This is a genomic window from Candidatus Neomarinimicrobiota bacterium, from assembly GCA_012964825.1.
Taxonomy (GTDB): Bacteria; Fidelibacterota; Marinisomatia; order Marinisomatales; family S15-B10; genus UBA2125.
Genome location: DTTI01000079.1, coordinates 1 through 26,302 on the forward strand (window position 1 = coordinate 1; position 26,302 = coordinate 26,302).

The following is a 26,302-nucleotide window of genomic DNA, read 5'->3' on the forward strand; positions in this document are numbered from 1 at the left end:
GGCCTCAATATTCAGGGCACATCCGGTGCTTCTGGTGCTGGCGGTGTTATAAGACTGAGGGGTAATTCAAGTGTGTCCATGAGCAATGCACCTTTGGTTTATATTGATGGTATTCGTGTAAGATCTGATTCATATCCCAAAAATGTTCCTCCCACCGGGTACTCTGGCAGAGGCCACAACACACTGTCAAGCCCATTAAACGATATTAATCCAAATGATGTAGAACGAATTGAAATCATTAAAGGTGCGGCCGCTACCACTCTTTATGGAACAGAAGCAGCTGCAGGTGTAATTCAAATTTTCACTAAAAAAGGAACAGCAGGCGGCGGCGCAAAGTGGAATGTACAAGTAGACCAGGGGACAATCTTCTTACCTGAATTTGGTACTGAGGAAAGACCTTATTTTGGCTTGGGTCCATTTGTAAAAGATGGTAGCAAAGCAAACTATTCCGTCTCTACTGCTGGAGGCGGAGCCGATCTTAGATACTTTATCTCTGCAAACTGGTCTGACAATACCGGTGTTTTGCCTGATGCACGGGATGATCGATTGAACTTCAGAGGGAATTTTGGATTTAGTCCTGCAAAAAATCTCCAGATCAACTATAACACAATGGTTTCGAAATCACACACCCAGAATCCACCCCAAGGTAACAATGCCCATGGATTGACTTTGAACGCCTACCGCGGACGAGCCAGTTACTTTGGCACGGAGTGGGGGGATCCAATGTTCAAAGAGGAACTAGATCAATTGATGGTGTATGACATTACATCAGAGTTCACCCGGTACACCACTGGTGGTGAGATGATTTGGAGCCCGATACCCAATTTTACGAACACGTTCAAACTGGGATATGACAGATCTCACGCCGATCATAGAAATTACCGGCCTTACGGTTTCATACGGGCAAAATATGGAATATTGGCTGATCTTGATTGGACGGGAGAGCTTATAAACAGTGAATACATAGGCAGTTATGATCTGGATATGGGTGACCTGACATTAGATATATCTGTTGGAGGCCAAAGAACCGAATCTAGAGATCATCATATTACCGCTCATGCTGAGAACCTACCACCCGGTGACGCGACAGTTACCGGCGGCGCTTCGCAGCAGGCCAGAGAATATCGCACTAAGATCATTAATGCAGGATACTTTGGGCAAACTTTGATCGGCTTCAAAGACAGGTATTTTGTAACCCTTGGTATGCGTATTGACGGTTTTAGCGCGTTCGGAGAAGAAGCTGGTTACCAGCAACTGCCTAAAGTCAGTGCGTCTTATATTGTTTCAGATGAGTCATTCTGGCCTCAGACACCCCTCTTCGGAGCTATGAAATTGCGTGTGGCATGGGGACAGTCTGGACGTGCTCCTGGTGCTTTTGATGCTGTAAGAACTTGGGACCCTGTTGGCTGGGGTGGATCTGTTGCTTTCTTTCCGGAAAATGTTGGTAACTCATCTCTCGGACCTGAGATAACCTCCGAGATTGAGTTTGGTTTTGATGCAACCTTTTTGAATGACAAGGTAACAATGGAATTCACCTCTTATGATCAAACCACGATGAACGCACTCTTTAGTGTAACGCAGATACCATCTCTTGGATTCCTTGGATCTCAGCTGGAAAATGTGGGTGAACTATCAAATTCCGGCATCGAAGTGGCGCTCCAGGCTGACATAGTGCGCACCAGCAGTTTTGGCCTGAGTGGAGGATTTACTTTGGCCACTAATAACAGTGAGGTTATCAGTCTGGGTGGTTCCCCTGAATTCGGTGTTGGTGGCGGTGGATGGATTAAGGAAGGTGGGTCAGTCCCTGGTATTATCGGTAGAAAAATCCTCAATCCCAACGATCTGGCCGATCCAGACTTCGCAAAAGATGAGAATGGGTCAACAGACAGCAGACATATGTTTGGTCCCAATTTGCCAGTAAATGTGTATGCTGGATTTCTTGAAGTTACTCTTCCCATGGGTATTCGGGTCTCCGCAAGGGGTGAATATATGGGAGGACACTACATTTCTGATGGAGCCAGCAGTAATGTTGCTCGTCGTGGTGCTTATACGGTTTGTGATGAAATTGTGAAAGGTGGTAGTACAGCTTATGAATTAGTTAATGCAGGCACCACTGATCAACTGACCGCTAGAGAGCGCGCCATGTGCACCCGAAGTACTGTGGGTGGTTCTGGCAATATTTTTATTTATCCAGCGGATTTCTTCAAGATGAGGAATTTCACTGTGACAGTCCCGATTCCTGTTGAATTCAATAATATTAATTCAATGACGCTGAAGTTTTCAGCCAGGAACGCCTACCGCTGGTTAAATGAGGATTTCCCGCTGTTCGATCCGGAAATGGTTTCAGGTGGTGGCCGAGCTACTGGCAGTAGTACAGCGTACTATCACCAGTCACGTTCTATCTCGGAACATATACCTCCAACCGGAAGCTACACCCTGAGCCTCAGGGTGACTTTCTAGGTGGTTATCATGGAGAAGGAGAAAATGATGAAAAAACTTACTTTAATCGTTCTTGCTTTGACATTTGCTGCCTGCGATTTAGAAGTTACCAATCCGGGCCCCGTTCAGGATTCATTTCTTGTAACGGAGGAGGCACAAGTTGGTGTCGTGAATGGTGCCGGTCGCGCACTATCAGCGGCCATGAACTGGGTGTCCTACACTGGGGGTGCTATATCAAGAGAGGTAACCCCCTCTGGTTCAATAGGTAGCTTTGGCATTTCATTAAGGACTCAAGAGGGAAACCTTGACGCTAATGAAACCAGTACTCATTGGAATACGTCTCAGCGTGCAAGATGGATGGCTGAAAGTGGCGCAACAAAGATGAAAGAAGAAGTATATGATGATTATTCATCCAATGCCAATTACGCCCAAATATTACTGTATGCAGGATATGCCAACCGTCTTTTGGGAGAAAACTTTTGCTGTGCCGTTGTTGACGGTGGCTCCGCCCAGGATGGAAGCACCTATTTTGACAGAGCTTTGGATAATTTTAACGAAGCAATCACTGTAGCCAAGGCCGCAGGCGAGACTGATCTTGCTACCGCTGCGCAAGCAGGAAGAGCGTCTGTAAAGGTCTGGAAAGGTGACTGGTCAGCAGCTGTATCTGATGCTGATGCTGTTCTAAGCGCTGGTGGGGATAATTTTAAGTATGAAATGCCCTACTACGATGGATATGGTATTGATGTATACAATAGAATCTACTACGCAAGCAGCGGTGATGGTCCCTACAGGGCCAACACTGTCTGGCATACCGCCTATGAAGAATATTCTCAGGAGACGGGGGATACCAGAGTAGGCTTTATATTTACTGAAAAGGGTGGTGGTCCTGACTGGACAGATTTAGATGGTACCACCTATCAGATTGAATCAGGTGATGCTACCGTGAATGGTAAAATCATCCCGTGGCTGCCGCAGCAAAAACACGATAAACGGACATCCTCAATCCGCCTCTCAAGCTCACAGGAGATGTATCTCATCAAAGCTGAAAATGCACTTAATAACGGCTCTGTGGATGACGCACTGACAAATATTAATGCTGTTCGTACCCTGGCCGGACAGGATGCTGTCACAGCTACAACGGCTGCTGAAGGGTGGACTATGCTAAAAAGAGAGCGGGGTATCGAATTGTGGCTTGAGGGCAGACGTTTGGGTGATATGCGCAGGTGGGCGGAAGCTTCAGCCGCTGGTAGTTATCATGAATATGAGACAACTAACTGGGAAGGCAGTGCTTATACACCAGCCTATCTGTCATTTCCTATTGGGCAAAGTGAGATTGATACCAATCCGAATGTGACAACCTCGGATGGTCGTCCGTATTAACTTCTAGAGTTTATTGAAATGAGGAAAAGGGGTGGCACTAATATGTCACCCCTTTTTAATTAGATAAAGGAGATCATGATGAATCGTAAATGGACCGTTTATCTTCTTTCAGCTGTTTTTCTTCTGTCGGTTGGGCATTCCCAGAAACCCCCCAGCCCACAGGATGTTTTCGGCTTTCGTATTGGCGATGACTACAAGCTTGCTGACCACAGTCAGATGGTGGACTATTACAAGAAACTGGCTGATGCTTCCGATAGAGTTCAACTAACCGAGATCGGAAAGTCCGCCCTAGGAAGGCCCATGCTTTTGTTATTCATCTCAACACCTGAGAATTTGAAACAGTTAGACAACTGGAAGTCCATCAGCACAAAGCTGGCTCGTGCCAGGGTGAGTGAGGATGAAGCGAAAAAACTGGTGAAGGAGGGGAAATCAATACTTTGGATCGACGGTGGTATGCATGCTACTGAGCGGGCTCACGGGCAAATGACTGCTGAACTTGCTTACCGGGTAGCCACTGAAGAGTCTGATGAGATGAAAAAGATTCGTGAGAATGTGATTCTTCTCTTAATGCCCGTTATAAACCCCGATGGAATGGATATTGTGGTGGACTGGTACCGTCGCAATCTTGGTACACCGTTTGAGACCACCAGCCCGCCGTGGCTTTATCACCATTACGTAGGGCATGACAACAACCGGGACTGGTTTATGAACAATATGCCCGAATCGCAGGCTTGCTCCCAGGTCATTTATAATGATTGGTATCCCCAGATCGTTTATAACCATCACCAGACGGGACCATCCTGGGCGAGAATCTTTCTTCCCCCATTCTCTGATCCTGTTAACCCGAATATTCATCCAGGTGTAACAACGGGTGTCAGTTTGGTCGGAACCGCCATGGGGAATCGTTTTGCCATGAAAAAGATGGGCGGTGTTGTTTCCGATTTTCAATACAGCATGTGGTGGAATGGTGGCATGAGGACAACACCATACTTCCACAATCAGATCGGTATCCTTACTGAGACCAGTCACTCTACGCCAACGCCTCGTTTCTACGACCCTGACTCCATACCAAAAACTATCGGCTCTCGCCGAGCCAACCGCATGTCTAATGATGGAACAGATATTTTCCTTCCCCTGCCGTGGGAAGCGGGAGAATCTCACTTCAGGGATGCAGTTGATTACATGCTTACAGCCTCCATGGCTGTCATGAGCATTTCGGCCGACCTTAGGGAAAAATGGCTCATGAATATATATACTATGGGTAGAGACGCCATTGAAAGTGGAGAGGCGGGCGGACCTTACGCCTATGTTATCCCCACAGAGCAGTGGGACGGAGTTGAAGCGACGAATCTTGTTACCCACCTTCGTCGGACCGGGATTGAAGTTCATCAGGCTACAGGCAACTTCACCGCTGGTGATAAGAAATACGGAAAAGGGTCCTACCTTGTCTATGCGGCACAAGCCTATCGTCCTATGGTTTTAGATATGATGGAGCCTCAGGATTATCCTGACAGGCGGAGCCCGGATGGAACACCGCAGGTCCCTTACGATCTTGCCGGCTGGACGCTTCCCTTTCAGATGGGTGTTACAGTTGAACGGATTGATGATTCCTTCAATGCGAAAACTGAAGAAGTGATTGACATTGAAATTGCTCCTAAACCGGGAACAATTTCGGGGAAAGGCAACTATGGCTATGCTTTGTCCAATAAGACCAATGCGTCGTTTCTTGCCGTCAACCGTCTTCTAGATGCAGGAGCCAAGGTTCATTACAGCGACGGTTCGTTCAAAATCAAGTCAGCTGAATTCGGCAAAGGGGCCATTGTTGTGGAATCGTCCGGTAAAGAGACTAATTCCGTAATTAATTCTTTGGCGAAAGAACTGGGTGTCAGTTTCACCAAACTGTCAAAAAAACCGTCAAGTAAACTGGTTGCGGCCAAACCTTTTAAGGTTGGTCTTTACAAATCGTGGGTCTCAAATATGGACGAAGGGTGGACCCGCTGGCTGTTGGAAAATTATGAATTTTCAATGGATACGCTCCACGATGCCGATATCAGGGGAGGTCAACTGGATGGTTATAGTGCAATTGTTATCCCCGATCAGTCGCCTAACCGAATCCTAAACGGCCATGCCATGAACACCATGCCGGAAGAGTATGTGGGCGGTATGGGCGTGGAAGGTGCTGCCGCTCTCAAAAAGTATGTGGAAGACGGTGGAACACTTGTCATGCTGGATGGTGCCTCTGACTTTGCTATTGAGCAGTTTGGCTTGCCTGTGAAGAATGTGGTATCAGGAGTATCGTCTCAGAAATTCTTCATCCCCGGTTCACTGGTCCGGATTCACCTTAAAAAGGGACATCCTCTGGCTGCCGGCATGCAGGATCAAGCGGCTGCCTATTTTGTCCGCAGCCGTGCCTTTAGTGAAGTGAAATTGAGCAGGAAAGGTGAAGGTGGTCGTGAGGACACAAAAGAGGCGCCGAAACCGCCTGTGGAAGTCATTGCCAGTTACGATAAGGAAGAAATACTCATGAGTGGCTGGGCTCTCGGTGAAAAATCTCACATTGGAGATAAAGCCGCAGCTGTTCGTGTGAAGTTGGGTGAAGGCGATGTGATCCTTATCGGATTCCGCCCGCAATTTCGCGGGCAGCCGAGGGGGACCTACAAGCTGCTGTTTAATTCGCTCCTTCTGAGTGGATTGGATGCGTATCCCACCGTTTCTGAGTAGCTGGAACAGGTAGGCCTCACCCGGTAGTAACTCGGTCTCACAGGGAGTTAGCGGAGTAAGCGGGAGAGTAGAGACAGTGTTGCGCTACAAAATCTATATTGCGCTTCTGGTTGGGATTTTGTCATCTGCCTGGGGAAAAGATGGTGATGAACCTATCTATCCCATTAATCCAGATGTTACGCCACGCCCTGTGGCCTACGCCACACCCATAACGGGGAAAATAATCATCGATGGCTTATTAGATGAAATTGAGTGGGACAGAGCCAAAATCATTGATGGATTTATCCAGGCCAAACTTCAGGAGGGATACCCCGCCACTGAACCGACGGTTGTCAGATTGCTTTATGATGACAACCACCTCTATGTTGGCGCCGTCTGCTACGATTCAGAGCCCGATAAACTTGTTGTTGAAAGTCTCGTTCAGGATTTTGAGACACACAACAGTGATGTGTTTGCTTTGACTTTGGACACATTCTTCGATAGAAGTAATGCCTTCATGTTTCTATTCAATCCTATGGGTGCCATCAAGGATGGTCAGGTTTTCAACGATAGTCGCAATCCAAACCTGGCCTGGGAAGGTATTATTGATGTAAAAACTTATCATCATGAGGAAGGGTGGAATATTGAATTAGCAATTCCTTTTTCTACTCTCCGTTTCGACCCCACATTGAAAGAACAGAAATGGGGTTTAAACTTTCTCAGGCGAGTCCGGAGGAAAAACGAGGATTCTTACTGGGCTCCGCTACCTAGACGCGGACGAATCCATAAAATGTCCAAGGCGGGTACGTTGCTTGGTATTGAAGGTATAGAGTCGGGACGTAACTTGACCATTAAACCATTCGCTTCAGTAGGTTCATCAGAAGGGAGTTCTTCTGTATCAAATGATGGTGGAGCAGATATCAAATGGGGAGTTACACCAAGCCTTACATTAGATCTGACAGCTAACACTGATTTTTCTCAAGTGGAAGCAGACAGGCTCCAGATTAACCTCGATCGCTTTCCCCTTTTCTTTCCGGAAAAGCGTGATTTTTTTATAGAGAATGCCGGCGCTTTCACTTTTGGGGATGTGACCGAAAGGAATTACCGCATGGGTTCATCTCTGAGGGAATTCACGTTATTTCATTCTAGACGAATTGGATTGGAAGGTGGTTTTCGCGTACCTATCATGGGCGGTGGTCGCCTCACTGGGCGGTTCAAGGATTACGAATTGGGTGTTCTAGCAATCCGAACGGATGATATGACTGATAATCCGGCGGAAGACTTTAATGTGTTCCGTTTGAGACGAACGATGGAAGGGAATTCAGATATTGGGGCCATGGTCATCCAAAGGCAAACGCCGAGCCTCAATGACACCTATGAAAGGAGTTATGGTCTGGATGGCAACTTCAGGTTTTTCAAGAACTTAGTCGTCAATTCTTATCTGGCCGGAACGGCTGAGCCGGGCGTTACTGAAGATAACCTTGCCGGTCGCGTCTCCGCCGGTTGGCGGGATGGCTTGTGGGATGTCTCAGCTTTTTTTAAGGAAGTAGGTGACCAGTTCAATCCCGGGGTTGGATTCATTAAGAGGAAAGGGATCCGTCACACTTACGCAACTTTGGGTGCTCACCCAACCGTGGACACGAAATGGTTCTATAAATTGAATCCTTATAGTGAGATCCACTATGTGACCGATCTGAATTCCATGATGGTAACCCGAACCGGTTCAGCTGCCCTGGATTTTCATCTCCGTGATGGTGGTACTCTGGGAGTAAAGGCTGTGAGCAGATTTGAAAAAGTAGATACCCCTTTTTCCATTGGTGAGGATGTTACTGTTGATGTGGGATCTTACTCATTTGGTGAAGTGATTGGTTTTTTCCGTTCCAATGCCTCCCTTCCATTGTTTACTTACGTGCGCCTCTATAATGGGACTTATTTTGCCGGGAAGAAAAGAACAGTTTCTTTGAACCTTGCCGGTCGGCTGGGCTATAAACTGACAGTACAGGTCTCTTCCAGTTTCAATGACATTGCCTACGACAATAAGAATATATCGGCGAATGTATACGGGATTCGTGTCAATTACTCTCAAACCACAACGATTCACTCCTCAGCTTATGTTCAGTATAATTCCGTTTCCGATGAGATGGTGTCTAACTTTCGTTTTAACTTGATCCATTCACCGCTAAGCGATTTTTTCATCGTTTATCTGGACCGAAGATATGTTACCAGTGGTGAGTCGATCGATCAAGCTGTAGTTCTGAAGGTGACAAAGCTGTTCAGTCTTTAGTGATATTTAATCCACAAGTGTCATTGTAAGTTAGTATTATATTTGACAAACTGACTTTCTTAATGCTATCAGCTATTAGAAAATCTGTGAGGAATTCATGCAATTGAAAAGAGTTTATTATAGTTTCATCTTCTCGCTCCTACTGATTAACAGTTGTGCCAAGAATAGTTTTGGATTTTATACCTATGAGGGGGTTGCTGGGGAGAATACTGAGGAGGCCGTTGGAAAGAATGGCGTTGTGTCGTCTGTTCACCCTCTTGCTTCTGAAGTTGGAATCAATATTCTCAAAGCCGGTGGTAATGCTGTTGATGCAGCCATCGCTACAGGCTTGGCTCTTGGTGTTGTTGATCAGGCGAACTGTGGTTTAGGTGGCGGCGCATTCATTGTTATCCGTCTTGCTGATGGCACAGTGCACACATTAGATGGTCGAGAAATGGCCCCCTCACGAGCCCATCGTGACATGTATATCAAAGATGGGAAAGTTGATTCGGAATTGAGCAGGCGCGGCCCATTGGCAGTGGGTGTCCCTGGTGTGCCTGCAGCTTACTTGAAAGCACTTGAACTGGCCGGAACAATGTCTTTGAAAAAAGTGATCGAACCTGCCACAGCTATAGCCCGGAACGGATTTGTGCTGGATGAGGCATATGTCAACCGATACAAAGGTGCGGCGGAAAATCTTAAAAAAGATCCAGGGTCAGCAGAGGTCTATTTTAATGCTGACGGTTCAGAGCTTCAGATGAAACAGCTCTTCAAACAACCTCTTTTGGCTGAGACTTATGACAAATTTGCTGAAAATGGTCTGGACTATTTTTATAGAGGTGAATTTGCTGAGCAGGTGGGTCAGTTCATGGAAAATAACGGTGGTCTCATAACCGAAGAAGATATGGCGAATTACAGGGTTGTAGAGAGAGAACCCATCCATGGTACGTACAAAGATTATGAGGTTTTTGGCATGGGACCTCCCAGTTCCGGAGGGATCCATGTGGTCCAGATTTTGAATATGATTGAAGCTTCCGGCGTGTTGGATAACAAATCTGCATGGGACGAAGAAAGTATTTTCTTGGTTGCAAAGTTCATGGACAAAGCGTTCAAAGATCGTGCTGAACATCTTGGTGATGCTGACTTCCATCCAGTTCCGATTGACCGGCTTATAAGTAAAGATTATGCTCAGACGCTCGTAAATGAAGTGATGGCTGTTGCCTCAGTTGAACCTCGGGATGAAAAATATTCATTAGCCTACGGTGAAGGGCATACCACTAATTTTGCCATCATTGATAAATGGGGGAATGCTGTGGCCATCAACCACACGGTGAACCTCACTTACGGTGCCCAGGTAACAGTTCCCGGGACGGGTGTCGCTCTCAACTCCGAAATGGATGATTTTAGTGCTCAACCGGGCGTACCCAACTCTTTTGGACTGATCGGAGCCGAGGCCAATGCTGTTGCTGCGGGTAAGCGGCCTTTATCCAGTATGTCACCCACAATTGTGGTTAAAGATGGTAAGCCTGTGATGATTCTCGGTGGCGCCGGAGGCCCCAGAATTATTACAGCTGTGCTCCATACAATTTTAGGCGTGCTGGACTTTGACCTATCTGTGGGAAAAGCACTATCCTTACCCCGTTTTCATCATCAGTATCGTCCTGATGCTCTCTTTGTGGAAACTCACATGCCAGATGACCACAAGTCTGCCATGACTAATAGAGGTTACAAAGTTATGGACAGGGGCGGACTGGGTACGGTCAGAGCCATCGCTTGGAGCGAAAAGCATCAGACTTACGTTGGTGCGGCGGACCCGAGATCACGTAATGGTGTTGGGGCGAAAGCCTACTGAACAGCCATAATACGTGTTAATCCTTTGTTTCTTATAGCAGAAAGGGCATCCTTATAATTCAGGGATTAATGAGCTACCCTGACTAACCTATCATTATACTCTTTCACAGTGCTGATTGGTGGAAACGAAGTTGATGCCGATTCCGGCGGAATGGACATCAACACGAATTTCATTGTCTCCGAAATATGGTCATAATTACAGTCCCATCTGGCAGTTGGGCAGATCGCGCTTAAACTCCTCGGAACCGCCATCACACCAATACCTGATTAGCAATATGCTGCGGTACGAAGATCGTTACTTCCAGGAGCTGCTGGGCATAAGCTTTACCCTGAGGATCGATGCGCAGACTGGCCATTCCACCGCCGCCCAGGGAATTTTTCAGTAGAAAATTAAGTCCGTTAATTCCGGGAACATCCCAGCGTTGAACAGGTCCTTTAAGCACATGGGAAAAATATTCCGCCACTGTCTCCGGACTCAATCCGGCACGGATATAAGGGAAAAATTCTGCCTGTCTTGCGATAACTCCAATGTTAGCATGGTCACCCTTATCCCCACTACGGGCATAGGCCAATTTTACAAGAGGGACCTCTGTAACTGGTTCCTGGATACTATGTTGTACTGTTGTTGCGGGTTCTGTGTCATTAGCATTGTATCCGCCTTTCGTTGGAATGTCAACCTGTAGACTTTGTCCGTTTAAATCCAGTTGAACAGTGACCATTTTTTTTGGTAGGAGAAATGAAAACAATCGAATGGAAGGGGATACCGAGGGTCGTCCACCCAAATAATTCATCACACCAGCGGTCATACCTGTTGAAGATTGAGCAATTTCACGAGAGAGCAAAATTAGAGCTTCCTTTACATCATGGGTGGCCATCAATCGAAGGACAACTTCTCGTGACTGCTTTGTGTTTTGCTGCGGCCCATAAATGGAGTCTGTCCCAAGAACAGAAACACATGTATCTTTAAATTCAGGCAAGCCTTGTTCTTTAAACATGCGGCTGGTCTTTTTTAGAATTGCATTTGCAATTAGTTCTGCTTTTTCTGTTGCATCTTTGCCACCAATGACAATTGTAGCAGCAACGCGATAACCATCCATATAAGTAGCTGATACTTTATACGTATCTGTAGGTGACAAACCTATTGCTCCATGCACCAGAACGCGATCGGGGCCAATTTCTTCGATGGTTACACCAGTAAAATCACAGACCACATCTGGAAGGATATAGGCCCCCGGGTCTCCAATCTCATACAAAAATTGTTCAGCCACAGATCCAAAAGTGACAAGACCACCGGTCCCTTCCGGTTTGGTGACGATGAAATCACCATTGGCTTGCACTTCCACGATGGGGAAGCCCATGTTGTCAAATCCTTCCACCAGATGCCAATCTGTAAAATTGCCACCTGTACACTGGGCACCGCATTCAATAATATGACCGGCTAAACTACCGGCTGCCAACAAGTCATAGTCCTGCACAGTCCAACCAAATTCATGCATGAGTGGCCCTAGAACTAAGGCACTGTCAACACACCGTCCCGTGATGACCATATCTGCACCTTCAGCCAAGGCTAGCTGAATGCCTGAGGCTCCGAGGTAGGCATTCATGCTGAGGATGTTTTCTGGCAGGTAATTGTTGCTTTCTAATTCAGTAACTTTCAGCTCACGCAGTGTCTGCTCCTGATCTGTTAGGTCATCACCGTAAACAAGGGCTATGTTTAGTTTCAAACCAGCTTTCTCAGCCTCAGCCAGTATTGAAGATCGACAGGATTTAAGATTGATACCCCCGGCATTACTGATCACTCTAATTTCCTGTTCCTTTATTTCTTTCAAAAGCGGACCAATTTGTTTTATGAAATCCCCGGCATAACCCATTTCAGGATTCTTCATTTTTGCGCCAGCCAAAATGGACATGGTTACTTCTGCGAGGAAATCGCATACCAGGTAATCCAGTTTCCCCTTTTCCACCAATTGGCTTGCAGCAGTGGCAGTATCGCCCCAAAAGGCAGAAGAGCAGCCAATCCTTACTTTTTTATGATTGCTCATCAATTGTTATCCTTTTAAAAAGTTTGTCCTTTTTCCGCCATTTCTAAAAGCAATTTCGGTGGAGCAAAGCGACCACCATATTTTTTTGCCAGTTCCTGAGCTCGATCGCGAAAGGTAGCAACACCGTAATCATTGACAAACTGCAGGGTACCGCCCTTGAAAGAGGGAAAACCCCAACCAAAAATACTGCCAATATTGGCGTCAGCTACAGAAGTGAGTACACTCTCCTCATAGCATCGGATAGTTTCCACCACCTGGGAGAAATGAAAACGGTCGATCATTTCTTCCTGAGATAAGGGATTTTTGACAACTGGGAAGTGCTTTTCCAGGTCCGGCCACAGGAATTTATTGCCATCATCTGGATACTCATAAAAACCGCCGCCGCCAGCCCGACCGGTTCGTCTGGCTTCTTTGGTCATAAAATCGATTACCTGATCCCAGGGTCCTGTGGGCAATTCCTTGCCCTCTGTTTTCAGGTCTCGCCAAGTCTGGTCACGGATGTGTGCCGCCAGTCCAATATTAATTTCATCAATGACGGCTAAAGGCCCTACAGGATATCCTGCCTGTCTGCCAGCATCTTCTATTGCCTGGGGATGATTTCCTTCAACCAAAAGTGTCATTCCTTCACCCGTATAGCGTTCAAAAACGCGGGAGGTATAAAAGCCTCGGCTGTCATTCACTACAATGGGAATTTTCCGGATTTTAAGTGCATAATCAAAAGCCTTTGCCAGGGTAGCCGGGCTGGTTTTTTCACCCTTAATGATCTCTACCAGTTTCATTTTATGCACTGGTGAAAAGAAGTGTATCCCGATGAAACTTTCCGGTCTGGAGGATTTTTCAGAAAGACTGGTAATAGGTATGGTGGACGTGTTGGAAGCGAAAACACCAGTATGAGCCATAATACTCTCTGTCTGATTGGTCACCTTGCCTTTTAGTTCACGATCCTCGAAGACCGCTTCAATAATCAGGTCACAACCATCCAGTTTGTTATAATCATCCGTAGCAGTGATCCGACCCAATACTTCATCCATTTTCTCGCTGGTAAGCAGACCTCGTTTTAATCCGCCCTCAAGGATCAATTTTATACGGGTAAATCCTTTTTCGGCATTATCCTGGTTTGCATCGGTCATGACCACTTCTATGCCAGCCAAGGCAGTAACATAGGCAATTCCATGTCCCATAAGACCGGCACCCAATACACCTACTTTTGATGTAGTTGTGGCCTTTATCTCGGTAGGCCGGCTGGCACCAGAATTGATCTCATTCAACTGAAACCAAAAAGCATTCATCATATTTTTGGATACTTTGCCAGTGGTTAGCTGTACAAAATACTTGGATTCGATTCGGCTGGCTTTTTCAAAGTTAACCAATGAGCCTTCAGATAAAGTACTCAGGATCGCTTCCGGCGCCGGGTAATTACCTCTGGTTTTATTGCGAAGTATGGCCAACGCTCTGGCAAGCATCTGTGCTACTTTAGGGTTCTGAGCCGTCCCTCCAGGCATTTTATATCCTTTCCGATCCCATGGTTGTTCGTGTTCCGGGTTAACAAGTATCCATTCCCGAGCTTTGGACATCATTTCCTCAGGATTTCTTGCCAGTTCATCGACGAGACCTGATTCTAATGCTGCCGAAGGACTAATCTGTTTTCCCTCTACTAAAAAAGGAACCGCTTCTTTTATCCCTATCATCCGGGGCAACCGGGTAACGCCACCACCACCAGGCAGAATGCCTAGAGTTACTTCTGGAAAACCAAATTTAGTTTTTGGTTTATCTAAAACAATTCTATGGTGACAGCAGAAAGCAAGTTCAATACCACCGCCCAGGGCTGTGCCGTTTATAGCGGCAACAACCGGTTTGCCTAGCGTTTCCAGACGGCGTGTGATTGCTTTCCCGCTTTCAACCAGTTCAAAACATACCTGAGGATCATCCTGACGGTAAAGCATTCCCAGATCAGCGCCGGCAAGAAATGTTTTTTTACCGGAAGTAACAATGACCCCGGCCAACGATGGTTCCTGCTCCAGTTTTTTCACCATCTCCAAGAGTGAGAGGGAATATTCCTCGTTGATGAGATTGGCCGAACGGCCCGGCATATCCATGGTCAGGGTTACAATATTGTGCTCATCCTTGTGATATGTAAATGCCATATTTTATTATTTCCTCTTTTCCATTATAAAATGTGAACCATAATTAATTATTATGGATTTATTCCTTACCGTTTGAAATAATTTCCCTGAGCTGGTTTACTCTATAAGAGAATTGATTTCTGTCAGAAACAGCTCTTGCGCCTTGCTCATTGATATCGGAGACCAGTATTGATTTAGCACCTGCTGAATGAAAAGCGATTGCCTTTGTCCTGCCGATATCACTGGCTGCATCAGTGATGACAATACTCTTACCATTTACATCCATAACGCAGTCATCATTGTTGGTTTTTTTCTGTACTGATAATATAGAATTTAGTGGTTAACCTTAAAAGGTGTTGGCGTCAAAGCTTACTGATGTTTAAGATGTCATCTAGCTCATGGCAAAGAAAAGAAAGAAGAAAAAAGGTAAAGAAAAAAGTTTTTCTCCAACATCCTTTAAGAAATCGTTGAGACAGTCAACCCACCCAATTCCCTCTAAAAAAGTTGAAGAAACTGACAAGAAGTACGATAGGAAAAAATCGAGGGATGATGAGGAAAAAGAGATCGAACGTTCTCTGGAAAAATAAACTCAGTTAGAGATAAAAAGACGGTCTAACAGATTCGTCAGTGGGTCGTAATCCAGCCCTTGCCCTATATATCGCTCCCCTGCTTGATCCTGAATGATCAGTTCATAGTGAAGATGAGCACCTTTCCGATTTCCTTTCGCACCATCACTCGTACCGCTATTGCCCACCTTCCCGATTATCTGGCCACGTTCGACAGTGGTACCCACAGTAATGCCGTCAGCTATCTCCGACATGTGGGCATAGATCGAAATAAGCCTTTTCCCTTCCACGAGTTCAATGCCGTGATCAAGGAAAACGGCTTGTCCAAAGAGGATATGTTCAAAAATGTCAGACGGAGTTCTTCCGATCTTAGCGGCTTTTTCAAGTAATGATTCTCTAAACTCGTTCGTTACCTCGGAATAATTCAGATCAGCGCGGATGACCACGCCGTCCGCCACCGCTCGGATTTGAGAACTGAAAGGCGCTGGGAAATCGATGCCGCGATGGGTTCCACTTCGGTAAGTGCGGGGAGCGTTGGGGATAAGGTTGGAACGCTTGGGGTACGAAACTCCGGGACACGGCTCCAAAAGAAGACCATCGGGCAGATAATCAAAACTGTCTTTCGATTCCAGGTCAGGGTTCACAGCGCCTACAGATGTGAATGAAATTGTGTTGGCATTTGCTGCCAGACTGGTTGCATAAAAGGCTATCCTGTCTCTATCAAGGACAAAAGTGAGATTTATGACTGACCCTTCATATGTTAACGAGTGGGGACGGTAAGGGAGATTTTCTCCTCTTGAAAAATGGGTGGCTATCTTATCAATAACTGAGTCGTATGTGACCTCCGTTAGGAATCTTGAGTAATCAATCCCATTTGCCGCCTCTGTCAAGACATTTGTCATGAGATTTTCATCCATGTTTGCACCGAAGGGAATATGGAATGAGACCGTATCAACGTCAGTTGAACGGTGGAAAGCTACCCCGGTTGGTTCTTCACTAGGCCCCGAGGATGGTACTGTCGGGACACACCCGGCCCACAGCCCTAGGAGCATCAGGATTGACTGTTTTGAAGAAAGGAGTTTAATTGCTCGATAAATGTGCTGTGAGGAGATTCAGCGCCTTGGCGTAAGCTTTAATGGGCGGTCCCGTCTCTGTTGAGATACATGACTCTGAAATGATGGATGAGGCACCGAAGTTCGACGGATCATAGTCTGAGCTGAAGTGAACTTCCACAGTAAGAAACTGGCACAGCTGGATTGTATCAAGAAGATCAAAACCGCTCCGAGCCCAAGCTCCGGGTGAAATGAGACACCCGTCTGCCCAGTTCCTATTTCGCTGTAAAAAGGTCATAGCTTTAGAAATATCGTGAGTTTGGAAGATTTTTAGTGTCACCTCTTTTTGACATGCCTCACGCCGGAGAGCTGTGTTGATTTTGTCCAGGGTGACGTGTTCACCTATAGAAGAAGCACGAACACCAATGAGGTTCATATTGGGACCATGGAGGACTAGAATATTCATTTTCTCTTCAGCTTTTCGGTTGCCGCCCTATAAGTGCAAGGGTAAATTCATAAGCCAAATTTAAGCGGTTTGGGGTGAATGAGTTAACAATGAACATAACGGGCGAAGTGTGAGACGGATTCCCATTTTAATAATCGGAGTCTGTCCTTTTATAATGGTAAGCTAAACCGTGTTGAGTGTGTTTTGCAACTATGAGCCCCATTGTTGGGGCTCTTTTTTTATGTGGTCCAAATATCACTCAGTTGTAGTTAAGGTAGATTTTCAATGAACAACACCGCCGCTCTGCTCATGCTGAAGGATGGTCGCTTGTTCCGGGGATATTCATTTGGAGCCGAAGGGGAGAACACGGGCGAAGTGTGCTTCAACACAGGGATGACCGGCTATCAGGAAATCCTCACCGATCCTTCCTATTGCGGGCAGATTGTAACCATGACCTATCCTCACATAGGCAACTACGGTGTCAACCGGGATGATGTTGAATCGAGCAAAATTCAGGTTGCGGGCTTTGTGGTGAGAGAAGAGACTGAAATACCTTCAAACTATCGTTCAGACCAGTCTTTGGGTGAATATCTTCGTAGTGTCCCAATTGTTGGCATTCAGGGGATCGATACCCGAGCACTCACCCGGCACTTGCGGGATTGTGGCGCCATGAATGGTATTATAAGCACAACCGATTTTGATGAAGCTTCACTAAAGAAAAAACTTAAGAACATCCCGTCCATGGCCGGGCTGGATCTGGTACCCAATGTGACCTGTGAACAATCCTACCATTGGAACGGGAATGCATCTTCCCACAGGGTTGTGGCTATGGACTTTGGGATCAAGCACAGTATCCTGAGGCTTTTAAACAGCCACGGCTGTGACGTAACCGTGGTGCCGGCAACAACGTCAGCTGATGATATACTGGCACTGAAGCCTGACGGCATCTTTCTCTCTAACGGTCCGGGAGACCCTTCAACGGTTACTTACGGTATACAAACCATCAAAGAATTGTTGGGGAAAAAACCTGTCTTTGGCATCTGTCTTGGTCACCAGTTACTATCATTGGCAGTGGGAGGTTCAACCTATAAACTGAAGTTTGGCCATCGGGGTATCAATCACCCTGTTAAGAATGTTGAAACTTCTGAAGTTGAGATCACCAGCCATAATCATGGTTTTGCTGTTGATCCTGATTCTCTTCCCGACAATTCAGAGATTACACACTGGAATCTTAATGATGATACTGTGGAAGGTTTCAGGTGTAAAGATATTCCTGCCTTTTGTGTCCAATACCACCCGGAAGCTGGACCGGGACCACACGACAGCCGTTACCTGTTTCGACAGTTTATTGAGATGATGGATAATGCCCAAACGAACTGACATCAATTCCATCCTGATTATTGGCGCCGGGCCTATCGTCATCGGTCAGGCGTGTGAATTCGATTACTCTGGAACACAGGCGTGTAAGGCACTGAAGGAGGAAGGGTATCGCATTATCCTGGTGAACTCCAACCCCGCAACTATCATGACAGATCCGGATATGGCGGACGCAACCTATATCGAGCCGCTGACAGTGGAGTCGGTTACAGCCATTATTGAAAAAGAGAAACCTGACGCGCTCCTGCCAACGGTGGGAGGTCAAACAGCACTGAATTTGACAGTTTCGCTTAAAGAAGCGGGAGTGGTTGATGAACACGGCGTGGAACTTATTGGTGCGGACATTGATGCTATTCAAAGGGCTGAGGACAGAGAGAAATTCAAAAAGACTATGGAAGGTGTGGGCATCGATATTCCTAAAGGGGGCTTCGCACGATCAAGGGATGAAGCGAAACAGATAGTTGAAGAAATGGAATTCCCCATGATCATCCGTCCTTCCTTTACACTTGGGGGAACAGGCGGTGCCATGGCCTATAACAACGAAGAGTTCCTGGAACTTGCGAATAAAGGGTTGGAATCAAGTCCCATCACTGAAGTACTCATCGAAGAGTCCCTCCTCGGATGGAAAGAGTTTGAGCTGGAGGTTATACGCGACCGGAAGGATAATGTGATTATCATCTGTTCTATCGAGAATGTCGATCCCATGGGTGTCCATACCGGTGATTCCATCACTGTTGCGCCGGCCCAGACACTCACTGACATCGAGTATCAGAAAATGCGAGATTGGTCCATTGATTGTATCCGGGCAATAGGCGTCGATACGGGCGGTTCTAATATCCAGTTTGCGGTAGATCCAGGCACCGGACGCATGGTCATTATTGAAATGAATCCCAGAGTTTCCCGCTCCTCAGCTCTGGCATCCAAAGCGACGGGTTTTCCTATTGCCAAGGTGGCGGCCAAACTTGCTGTAGGCTATACGCTAGATGAGCTTCCTAACGATATCACAGGTAAAACTCTGGCGGCTTTTGAGCCTACCATCGATTATGTGGTGACGAAAGTACCGAGGTGGGACTTCGAGAAGTTTCCTTCCGCCAGTGGACATCTGGGTGTGCAGATGCAGTCGGTGGGCGAGGCCATGGCAATCGGTCGAACGTTCAGAGAATCCCTGCAGAAAGCATTTCGTTCTCTGGAGACTGGCTTGGATGGGTTGGAGCCAAAACCCGGTAAGCGACCGCTGGATATGACAAAGCTGAGATTTGCAACCTCCTTTCGACTGTTGAAAATCAGACAGGCCTTTTTAGAGGGTAAGACTGTGGATGAGCTCCATCAGGTAACAAAGATCGACCCGTGGTTCCTACGCCAAATTGAAAGGATCGTGATGAATCATTCCTCTGAAAAAGGAGGTAATGATTCGCTCAAACAGTTGAAACAGGAAGGATTTTCGGACAGCCAGATCGGTAGGATGCTGGAGAAAAGTGAAGAAGAAGTCAGGTTCGCCAGAAAAGAAGCTGGAATCACACCAACGTATAAAGTTGTAGACACTTGTGCCGCCGAATTTGAAGCAGAGACGCCTTACTGTTACTCCACCTATGAAGAAGAAAATGAAGTAAAACCATTGGATGGAAAGAAGGTAATCATTTTGGGTAGTGGTCCTAATCGTATCGGGCAGGGGATTGAGTTCGACTATTGTTGTGTGCAGGCGGTGTTTGCTGTAAGGGAATTGGGGTGGAAGGCCATCATGGTAAACTGTAATCCCGAAACAGTCTCCACAGATTTTGACATAACAGACCGTCTCTATTTCGAGCCGGTGACATTTGAAGACGTGATGAATATTGTTGATCTTGAACAGCCGGACGGCGTTTTGGTTCAGTTTGGGGGACAGACACCATTGAATATCGCCCAGCGTCTCATGAATGCCGGAGCACCGATCTTGGGCACCTCTCCGAATGCCATTGATCTTGCCGAAGACAGGAAAAAGTTTGGCACCATTCTTGATAAGCTCGATATTCCTAAGCCGGAATACGGTACAGCACTCTCGGAGGAAGAAGCAGTTAATGTTACGGCCAAAATTGGTTATCCTGTTCTTGTCCGTCCGTCTTATGTACTGGGTGGCCGAGCCATGGAGATCGTCTATAACGATCAGCAGCTTCTGGAATATGTCCGTAGGGCGGCTGATGTATCACCTGAACACCCTATCCTCATCGATGTATTTCTGGAGGACGCATTCGAATTTGATGTGGACGCTCTTTGCGACGGAGAGCAGGTTTATGTGGCCGGTGTGATGCAGCACATCGAGGAGGCGGGCATCCACAGCGGAGATTCATCATGCGTGCTTCCACCATACTGGCTCACGGCCAGTGGTTTGAAAAAAATAGAGGAATATACCAAGCAGATCACCTTGGAGCTTGGAGTGCAAGGTTTGATCAATATTCAGTTTGCCGAAAAGGGTGGAACTGTTTATGTACTGGAGGCAAACCCCAGAGCCAGCAGGACGGTGCCGTTCGTCAGTAAGGCGACGGATGTGCCGCTAGCTAAGATTGCCACCGGTATTGCTCTGGGTAAGACACTTTCGGACTATAAACTTTCAGAATATTCCACCAACGGCCACATTGCCGTTAAGAAACCTGTCTTTCCTTTCAATAAGTTTCCAGAAGAAAACGTGTTTTTAGGTCCTGAAATGAAGTCCACCGGAGAGGTGATGGGTATAGCCCCAAGTTTTGGTGATGCTTTCGCTAAAGCGATTACAGGTGACGGTCAGTCGCTTCCCACTTCCGGAAAGGCGTTTGTGTCCGTAAATGATAACGATAAGATGAAAGTGCTTCCCATTGTTCGCGATATTACTGAGCTGGGATTTGAGGTGGTAGCTACAGAGGGGACAGCCCAAACATGCCGACGAAACGGAATCAAGGCTGAAAAGATTTTCAAAGTAGGTGAAGGACGACCCAACGTTGTAGACGGCATAAAAAATGGGGCAATCCAATTGGTCGTAAACACACCGCTGGGAGCTCAGTCCCGCTATGATGAATATGCCATTGGTCGGGCCGCTATCCAGGCAAGAATACCCATTGTCACCACACTGTCTGGTGCTCAAGCAGCTGTGCGGGCCATTCGATCAAGGGATCGGAACGAAGTGCGGTCCCTTCAGGAAATCCATGGTAAATAATAACTTTAGGAAATTGTTTTGATAATGGGGAAACTATATTTTCTAACTTTACCGGAGGCATACATTGATAATGAAAAGATTCCTCAAAACTGTATCTGAACCAATCTCCATGGTTTTTCTCGGTTTGCTCTTTTTTCCATTTCTTAGTGCACTAAGTGCAAAAAGTTTACCGCTTCACACATTGAAGCTTCCAGACGGCTTCTCAATCGAGGTCTATGCAGACAATGTCCCCAACGCACGGTCTATGATTCGCAGTGACAAAGGGACCTTGTTTGTGGGGACGCGCCGCCGGGGTTACGTTTATGCTCTTCGGGATGAAGACGGTGATTATATTGCTGAAAAAGTGTACACAATTGCTGAAGGGCTAAATATGCCTAACGGTGTAGCTGTTAAAGATGGTGATCTGTATGTGGCCGAGGTGAATCGTGTCCTTCGATTTGATGATATTGAAAAACACTTAGCCGATCCGCCGAAGCCGGTGGTAGTCTATGACGGTTATCCATCAGATAGCCACCATGGATGGAAATTTATTCGTTTCGGCCCTGATGGTCGACTCTACGTACAGGTGGGAGCACCGTGCAATATCTGTGATGAAGAGAATGAGGTGTATGGATCCATCACGAGTCTGAAGCCGGACGGGAGTGACATGCAGATCTACGCCCGTGGCGTCCGAAATTCTGTAGGTTTCGACTGGCATCCCGTAACGGGGGAGCTGTGGTTTACGGATAACGGCAGGGACTGGCTCGGAGACGACCTGCCGCCTGATGAATTAAACAGAGCCAGCGAACCGGGTCAGCACTTTGGTTTCCCCTATTGTCACGGCGGCGAGATATTGGATCCTGAATTTGGCGCAGGTCATGATTGTGAGGACTATGAAGCACCTGCAAGGAAACTTGCTCCGCATGTGGCCGCCATCGGGATGCGCTTTTACACTGGAAATCTGTTTCCGAAGAAGTACAGGAATCAGATATTCATTGCTGAACACGGCTCATGGAACAGAAGTGTTCCTCTTGGCTACCGTATCATGTTTGTGGAGCTAGACGGAAATGATGTGATAAGCTACAAGGTTTTTGCTGAAGGATGGTTACAGAAGGATAAGCCTTGGGGCCGCCCGGCTGATGTAGAGGTCCTGCCCGATGGTAGTCTTTTGATTTCGGATGATCATGCCGGTGCCATTTATCGAGTATTTTACTCAGACCGCTGACCTGGGTTTCTAAAGAATAACCCTGATCAAATAATAATATCAGGCGGGACGTTCCGTTTTCAGCGGATCGGAAGCAAGTGTCCCAAAATATACCCGATCAGTATCCCAATCAGGAGAGCGACGGTCAGCACTCTGGAACGGAGCACTTCTTTGTTATAGCCTTTCCGGATGGCGACCATACTGACGATAGAGGCGAGGCCATTTATGAGCCAGAAGAAAGGTAGTGTAAAAATATTAACGATTAGGGGGCCAACTACGGGAACCAGGGAAATAATGACGCCCAGTCCGGCAAATGCTTTGGTGAAAAGTCCAAGCGTTATGGTCACAATAGCGATCAGTTTTTTTCAACATGAAACTGAAGAAGGATAACAATGCCAGTGAGAATGCCGAGCCAGAGCAGAAGGGTTTGGCCGTATTCCTGAAGGAAGGGCTTTTTTATATCTGAATTTTGGTTAGTCACTTTTCAGCTTAGCTGTCAATGTAATTCCACGAACTGACACTTCAGCACGTAATATCCTCCTGTCACCATTTTTCTCTATCCATAGCTGGCGAACACATCCGTCCAGCACAATCCCCCATGAAAAGACATCTGATACTTCAAGAAGCTCTACATTATCACCGTCATCAAGTTCCAAGTCGAGTCGGTAGTGATCAGCAAGAACTTCCTCAGATCCCACTGCAATGTCTTCAGACTCGACCCAAAGATAACGCCCCCGATACGGTTTACCATCGTGCTCCACGGGCCACCAGACAGTATCGAGTTTTTCCCATGGGAGCTTGCGAGCACGCATGAGAAGAGAGAAGATATTGTGGCTCCCTTCAGGGCGGCTATATGATTGTTTAGATGTTTCATATTTTCTCGTCTCCGGATTCCAGCTCAGTTTGAAAGAATAGTCGGCGTTCGGTTGGTTGATGGTGGAAGCATATTGTGTCATCTGGAAAGTCTGTGAGCTGTACCATGTGTTGTACTGATTATCGATGGCAAAGAAGTAGTCAAAGACGTTTTTTGTCTTAGCACTGAAGTTTAGTCTCATTTGATTTTGCTCAACCGTTTTATTCACCATGGTCACATCGACGCAGGGGATCTTCAATAAAGTAACGGTATAATGAAGCTTTTCCTCATTGTCATCAGCTTGAAGCAGCACCATCACTAGGCCGCCCACTAACCATCGGTGAATAATGTTCATTCCGATTGGCGGCCTCCCCATGTTACCGTTTTCCCGGTGAGGGTGGTTAGGCCTATATAGACAACATAAGGCATCTGCAACAGAAACCACGGGACGAAAGCCTTCCTCAAATCGCGACATTTAAACAGGCTTGTGGCTTTGGCCATCATAAATCCCTCAGCAAGGAATTTAATGGTGAGGCCGTTTGTGAGTGAAGATAGTGAACCTAAACCGAAAATGAGTCCGATTGCAGAAGCCACCGGGAAGAGGTTTGCCAGAAATGTTGTGACAATGGCAAAAAAGAATAGCGGATTTGCTTCTTTGAAATAGAGAGCATCTGACGCCCATCGGATGCGCTGCGAAACGAACTCACTTCTGGTTTTGCAGGGGGAAGTTCTGGTAAATGAGTTCGGATCAAGTGCTGACACGATCTCCCAGGAAGTTTTTTTTCTAACAGATTGGAGTAGAAAATTGTCATCGCCACCAAGGGCATCAGCGAAAGTTGAAAATCCGTCCACTTCATCAAATCCGGCTCGACGGTATGCCAGGTTTTGTCCCGTACAGGCGAAAGGGACACCAAACTGGGCCGTACTTCTGGCGGCGGCGGAAAGCATTAGAAAATCGAGGGCCTCGATTTGCTGATTAAGTCTTTCGTTTGAATTAACCTGAGAATAACCAATTACGAGCCCCACTTCAGGGGCGAAATAGGAAATCATAGTTTCGACCCAGCGACTGGTAACGCGGCAATCAGCGTCTGTGACCAAAACGATTTCTCCTTTGGATACTCTGATTCCCACATCCAGCGCCCGTTTTTTATTCTTTAAATGAGGTGATCCTTTCTGTGAGCTCACGAGTTTGACGTTTGGATAACACTGGGAAAAGGCCTGGACCAGATTTGGTGTAATATCGCTGGATTCATCATCCACAATGATTATTTCGTAACTATCAACGGGGTAGGTCTGGTGGGTCACATCCTGAAGAATGTTTTCGATATGATCTTTCTCATTCCGAGCCGGAATCACAATGGATACAAACGGCTGATTCTCAGTCCGGGTTTCCCTTGTGGAGAAGAGTCCCAAAAAGAAAAAGAGCAGGATGGCAGCATAGAGGGTGACCGTCAGAGAAAATAGGGCGGCAAACATTCCTACCGCTCAGATGGAAGAGATAAAGGAGACAGCGATGAGAAAATAGGCGAGGAGACCGAAAATATCGATAGCTGTAGTGACGAACGGTCCGGAGGCAATGGCCGGGTCCACATCCAGCTTTCTCAGGACGATGGGGACCAGTGTGCCGATGGATGTGGCAATAATCATGGACACACAGATGGCCAGTCCAACTACAAGCCCCAGTTCAGGAGGGGCATCTATGAACTTCAGCATGGCCACCGCGCCCAGAAGAATTCCGTAGAAAATTCCCAGGATTAATCCAACCCGCATTTCCTTCCAGATAACAGACCCAATTTTTGAGAGCTGCAATCTTCCTGTGGCAAAGCCACGGACAATGATAGTGGATGATTGTGTTCCCACATTACCCCCCATACCGATAATGACAGGAATAAAGGCTGCCAGTACGATGACCGATTCCAATAAAGGTTCAAACGTGCCGATGACATAGGCTGCGATGGTGCCACCGATCCAGCTGGCGAAGAGCCAGGGAAGACGCAGCTTGACATTATCAAATGTGGACTTCATAAGTATCTCTCTGTCCTTTCCGATACCTGCCATTTGGAGGAAGTCTTCAGTGGCCTCTTCGCGAATCACGTCCACAACATCATCTACAGTGACAATACCAAGAAGCGTTGAATTGTTATCTACCACTGGGATGGCCAGTAGATTGTATTGTGAGACAAGCCGGGCCACTTCCTCTTGGTCTCTATCAGGAGTAACCGATACAACATTTCGCTCCATGATTCCTTTCAATTCAGCACCGGCGGGTGCTGTTACAAGATCACGCAACGATACAACACCCGTCAGATGAAATTCTTTATCCGTGACATAAAGATAAAAGACCATCTCGGCCTCTTCCGAACTCTGAATGGCTGTGATAGCATCCATAGCCTTTGTCGATTCAGGGAGGGAGAAAACATCCAAGGACATAATTCCGCCGGCACTGTCCTCGGCGTAGGCCATGAGCTCTTCCAACTCCTCGGATTCCTTTTTCTGTAGTGTTTCAAGGATTGCTTGGGCTTTCTCATCCTCCAGAAGATTAAGTATATCAGCCACATCATCGGAACCTATGTCGCTCAGCATGGCTGCTACATCGGCTGGCTCTAGCGGAGACAACAATTCAGAGATGATGGACTCATCTAGTTCGCTGAGCAGTTCTCCCGTTACTTCCTCGCTCTCTCGGATGAGGGCGAAGACAAAACTTTTCTCTGGTTCATTGAAATAACGGAAAAGCAGTGCCAGGTCGGCCGCATGAATTTTTTCGATGAGCCGTCGCAGATTGGCATTGGCCTTCCGGCGTATAAATCGGCGGAAAGTGTCGAGGAGAACAGCCACTTCCGTGCCGAGCATGGATGATGACCCCAT

General features: G+C 46.8%; 18 protein-coding genes. 9 read left to right on the top strand and 9 right to left on the bottom strand.

Going from position 1 to position 26,302, the window contains the following annotated elements:
- From EYO21_08125 to ggt, 5 genes are all read left to right on the top strand, one after another.
- Window positions 1-2,460, top strand: a 2,460-nt coding sequence (locus EYO21_08125) for a hypothetical protein (GenBank protein HIB03767.1), incomplete at its 5' end; no start/stop codon positions are given.
- Between the two features lie 9 nt (window positions 2,461-2,469).
- The gene (locus tag EYO21_08130; GenBank protein HIB03768.1) at window positions 2,470-3,819 is read left to right on the top strand and encodes a RagB/SusD family nutrient uptake outer membrane protein; all 1,350 of its coding nucleotides are present in this window, start codon (window positions 2,470-2,472) and stop codon (window positions 3,817-3,819) included.
- A 75-nt stretch (window positions 3,820-3,894) separates the two neighbouring features.
- Entirely contained in the window at window positions 3,895-6,540 is a 2,646-nt protein-coding gene (locus tag EYO21_08135) for a peptidase M14 (GenBank protein ID HIB03769.1), read from the top strand.
- Window positions 6,541-6,616: 76 nt separating this feature from the next.
- Window positions 6,617-8,803 (top strand): hypothetical protein, encoded by a 2,187-nt coding sequence (locus EYO21_08140; GenBank protein ID HIB03770.1) that lies wholly within the window; start codon window positions 6,617-6,619, stop codon window positions 8,801-8,803.
- Window positions 8,804-8,900: 97 nt separating this feature from the next.
- Window positions 8,901-10,634 carry a gamma-glutamyltransferase gene (gene ggt / locus EYO21_08145; GenBank protein HIB03771.1) on the top strand — a complete coding sequence of 578 codons (1,734 nt, stop codon included), beginning with the start codon at window positions 8,901-8,903 and terminating at the stop codon, window positions 10,632-10,634.
- A gap of 250 nt (window positions 10,635-10,884) precedes the next feature.
- Here the strand turns inward: ggt and EYO21_08150 are convergent, their stop codons facing one another.
- From EYO21_08150 to EYO21_08160, 3 genes are read right to left on the bottom strand one after another with little or no spacing between them, the layout of a single operon-like run.
- A complete protein-coding gene (locus tag EYO21_08150; protein HIB03772.1) occupies window positions 10,885-12,675 on the bottom strand; it encodes a DUF1446 domain-containing protein in 1,791 nt (596 codons plus the stop codon).
- Window positions 12,676-12,689: 14 nt separating this feature from the next.
- Complete coding sequence (locus tag EYO21_08155) at window positions 12,690-14,819, bottom strand: 3-hydroxyacyl-CoA dehydrogenase (protein ID HIB03773.1); 2,130 nt, start codon at window positions 14,817-14,819, stop codon at window positions 12,690-12,692.
- A gap of 58 nt (window positions 14,820-14,877) precedes the next feature.
- A complete protein-coding gene (locus tag EYO21_08160; GenBank protein ID HIB03774.1) occupies window positions 14,878-15,084 on the bottom strand; it encodes a hypothetical protein in 207 nt (68 codons plus the stop codon).
- 112 nt (window positions 15,085-15,196) lie between these two features.
- Here EYO21_08160 and EYO21_08165 point away from each other — a divergent pair, with 112 nt between their 5' ends.
- Entirely contained in the window at window positions 15,197-15,385 is a 189-nt protein-coding gene (locus EYO21_08165) for a hypothetical protein (GenBank protein ID HIB03775.1), read from the top strand.
- Between the two features lie 2 nt (window positions 15,386-15,387).
- On the opposite strand, the gene EYO21_08170 is transcribed toward EYO21_08165, so the two are convergent.
- Entirely contained in the window at window positions 15,388-16,416 is a 1,029-nt protein-coding gene (locus tag EYO21_08170; protein HIB03776.1) for a M23 family metallopeptidase, read from the bottom strand.
- 28 nt (window positions 16,417-16,444) lie between these two features.
- Window positions 16,445-16,882 (bottom strand): type II 3-dehydroquinate dehydratase, encoded by a 438-nt coding sequence (locus EYO21_08175; GenBank protein ID HIB03777.1) that lies wholly within the window; start codon window positions 16,880-16,882, stop codon window positions 16,445-16,447.
- A 264-nt stretch (window positions 16,883-17,146) separates the two neighbouring features.
- On the opposite strand from EYO21_08175, the gene carA reads away from it, so the two are divergent.
- From carA to EYO21_08190, 3 genes are all read left to right on the top strand, one after another.
- Window positions 17,147-18,241 carry a glutamine-hydrolyzing carbamoyl-phosphate synthase small subunit gene (gene carA, locus EYO21_08180; GenBank protein ID HIB03778.1) on the top strand — a complete coding sequence of 365 codons (1,095 nt, stop codon included), beginning with the start codon at window positions 17,147-17,149 and terminating at the stop codon, window positions 18,239-18,241.
- Window positions 18,225-21,401 (top strand): carbamoyl-phosphate synthase large subunit, encoded by a 3,177-nt coding sequence (gene carB, locus EYO21_08185; GenBank protein ID HIB03779.1) that lies wholly within the window; start codon window positions 18,225-18,227, stop codon window positions 21,399-21,401. Before carA ends, carB begins: the two co-directional genes overlap by 17 nt.
- 109 nt (window positions 21,402-21,510) lie before the next feature.
- Window positions 21,511-22,605, top strand: a complete 1,095-nt coding sequence (locus EYO21_08190; protein HIB03780.1) for a sorbosone dehydrogenase family protein — start codon at window positions 21,511-21,513, stop codon at window positions 22,603-22,605.
- A 59-nt stretch (window positions 22,606-22,664) separates the two neighbouring features.
- On the opposite strand, the gene EYO21_08195 is transcribed toward EYO21_08190, so the two are convergent.
- The 4 genes from EYO21_08195 to mgtE form a co-directional block, all read right to left on the bottom strand.
- On the bottom strand, window positions 22,665-22,931 hold the full coding sequence (locus tag EYO21_08195) for a hypothetical protein (protein ID HIB03781.1): 267 nt from the start codon (window positions 22,929-22,931) through the stop codon (window positions 22,665-22,667).
- A gap of 126 nt (window positions 22,932-23,057) precedes the next feature.
- On the bottom strand, window positions 23,058-23,912 hold the full coding sequence (locus tag EYO21_08200) for a DUF3108 domain-containing protein (GenBank protein ID HIB03782.1): 855 nt from the start codon (window positions 23,910-23,912) through the stop codon (window positions 23,058-23,060).
- Window positions 23,789-24,913 (bottom strand): glycosyltransferase, encoded by a 1,125-nt coding sequence (locus EYO21_08205; protein HIB03783.1) that lies wholly within the window; start codon window positions 24,911-24,913, stop codon window positions 23,789-23,791. Before EYO21_08205 ends, EYO21_08200 begins: the two co-directional genes overlap by 124 nt.
- A gap of 9 nt (window positions 24,914-24,922) precedes the next feature.
- Window positions 24,923-26,302 (bottom strand): magnesium transporter, encoded by a 1,380-nt coding sequence (gene mgtE / locus EYO21_08210; GenBank protein HIB03784.1) that lies wholly within the window; start codon window positions 26,300-26,302, stop codon window positions 24,923-24,925.

Excerpts from the sequence above, each read along its gene's own strand:
- EYO21_08165 (HIB03775.1), top strand. The coding sequence starts at position 15,197 with ATGGCAAAGAAAAGAAAGAAGAAAAAAGGTAAAGAAAAAAGTTTTTCT.
- EYO21_08175 (HIB03777.1), bottom strand. The coding sequence starts at position 16,882 with ATGAATATTCTAGTCCTCCATGGTCCCAATATGAACCTCATTGGTGTT.
- mgtE (HIB03784.1), bottom strand. The coding sequence starts at position 26,302 with ATGGGGTCATCATCCATGCTCGGCACGGAAGTGGCTGTTCTCCTCGAC.
- EYO21_08130 (HIB03768.1), top strand. The coding sequence starts at position 2,470 with ATGGAGAAGGAGAAAATGATGAAAAAACTTACTTTAATCGTTCTTGCT.
- carA (HIB03778.1), top strand. The coding sequence starts at position 17,147 with ATGAACAACACCGCCGCTCTGCTCATGCTGAAGGATGGTCGCTTGTTC.
- EYO21_08155 (HIB03773.1), bottom strand. The coding sequence starts at position 14,819 with ATGGCATTTACATATCACAAGGATGAGCACAATATTGTAACCCTGACC.
- EYO21_08190 (HIB03780.1), top strand. The coding sequence starts at position 21,511 with ATGGTTTTTCTCGGTTTGCTCTTTTTTCCATTTCTTAGTGCACTAAGT.
- carB (HIB03779.1), top strand. The coding sequence starts at position 18,225 with ATGCCCAAACGAACTGACATCAATTCCATCCTGATTATTGGCGCCGGG.
- EYO21_08205 (HIB03783.1), bottom strand. The coding sequence starts at position 24,913 with ATGTTTGCCGCCCTATTTTCTCTGACGGTCACCCTCTATGCTGCCATC.
- EYO21_08200 (HIB03782.1), bottom strand. The coding sequence starts at position 23,912 with ATGTCGCGATTTGAGGAAGGCTTTCGTCCCGTGGTTTCTGTTGCAGAT.
- EYO21_08150 (HIB03772.1), bottom strand. The coding sequence starts at position 12,675 with ATGAGCAATCATAAAAAAGTAAGGATTGGCTGCTCTTCTGCCTTTTGG.
- EYO21_08135 (HIB03769.1), top strand. The coding sequence starts at position 3,895 with ATGATGAATCGTAAATGGACCGTTTATCTTCTTTCAGCTGTTTTTCTT.
- ggt (HIB03771.1), top strand. The coding sequence starts at position 8,901 with ATGCAATTGAAAAGAGTTTATTATAGTTTCATCTTCTCGCTCCTACTG.
- EYO21_08170 (HIB03776.1), bottom strand. The coding sequence starts at position 16,416 with ATGCTCCTAGGGCTGTGGGCCGGGTGTGTCCCGACAGTACCATCCTCG.
- EYO21_08160 (HIB03774.1), bottom strand. The coding sequence starts at position 15,084 with ATGGATGTAAATGGTAAGAGTATTGTCATCACTGATGCAGCCAGTGAT.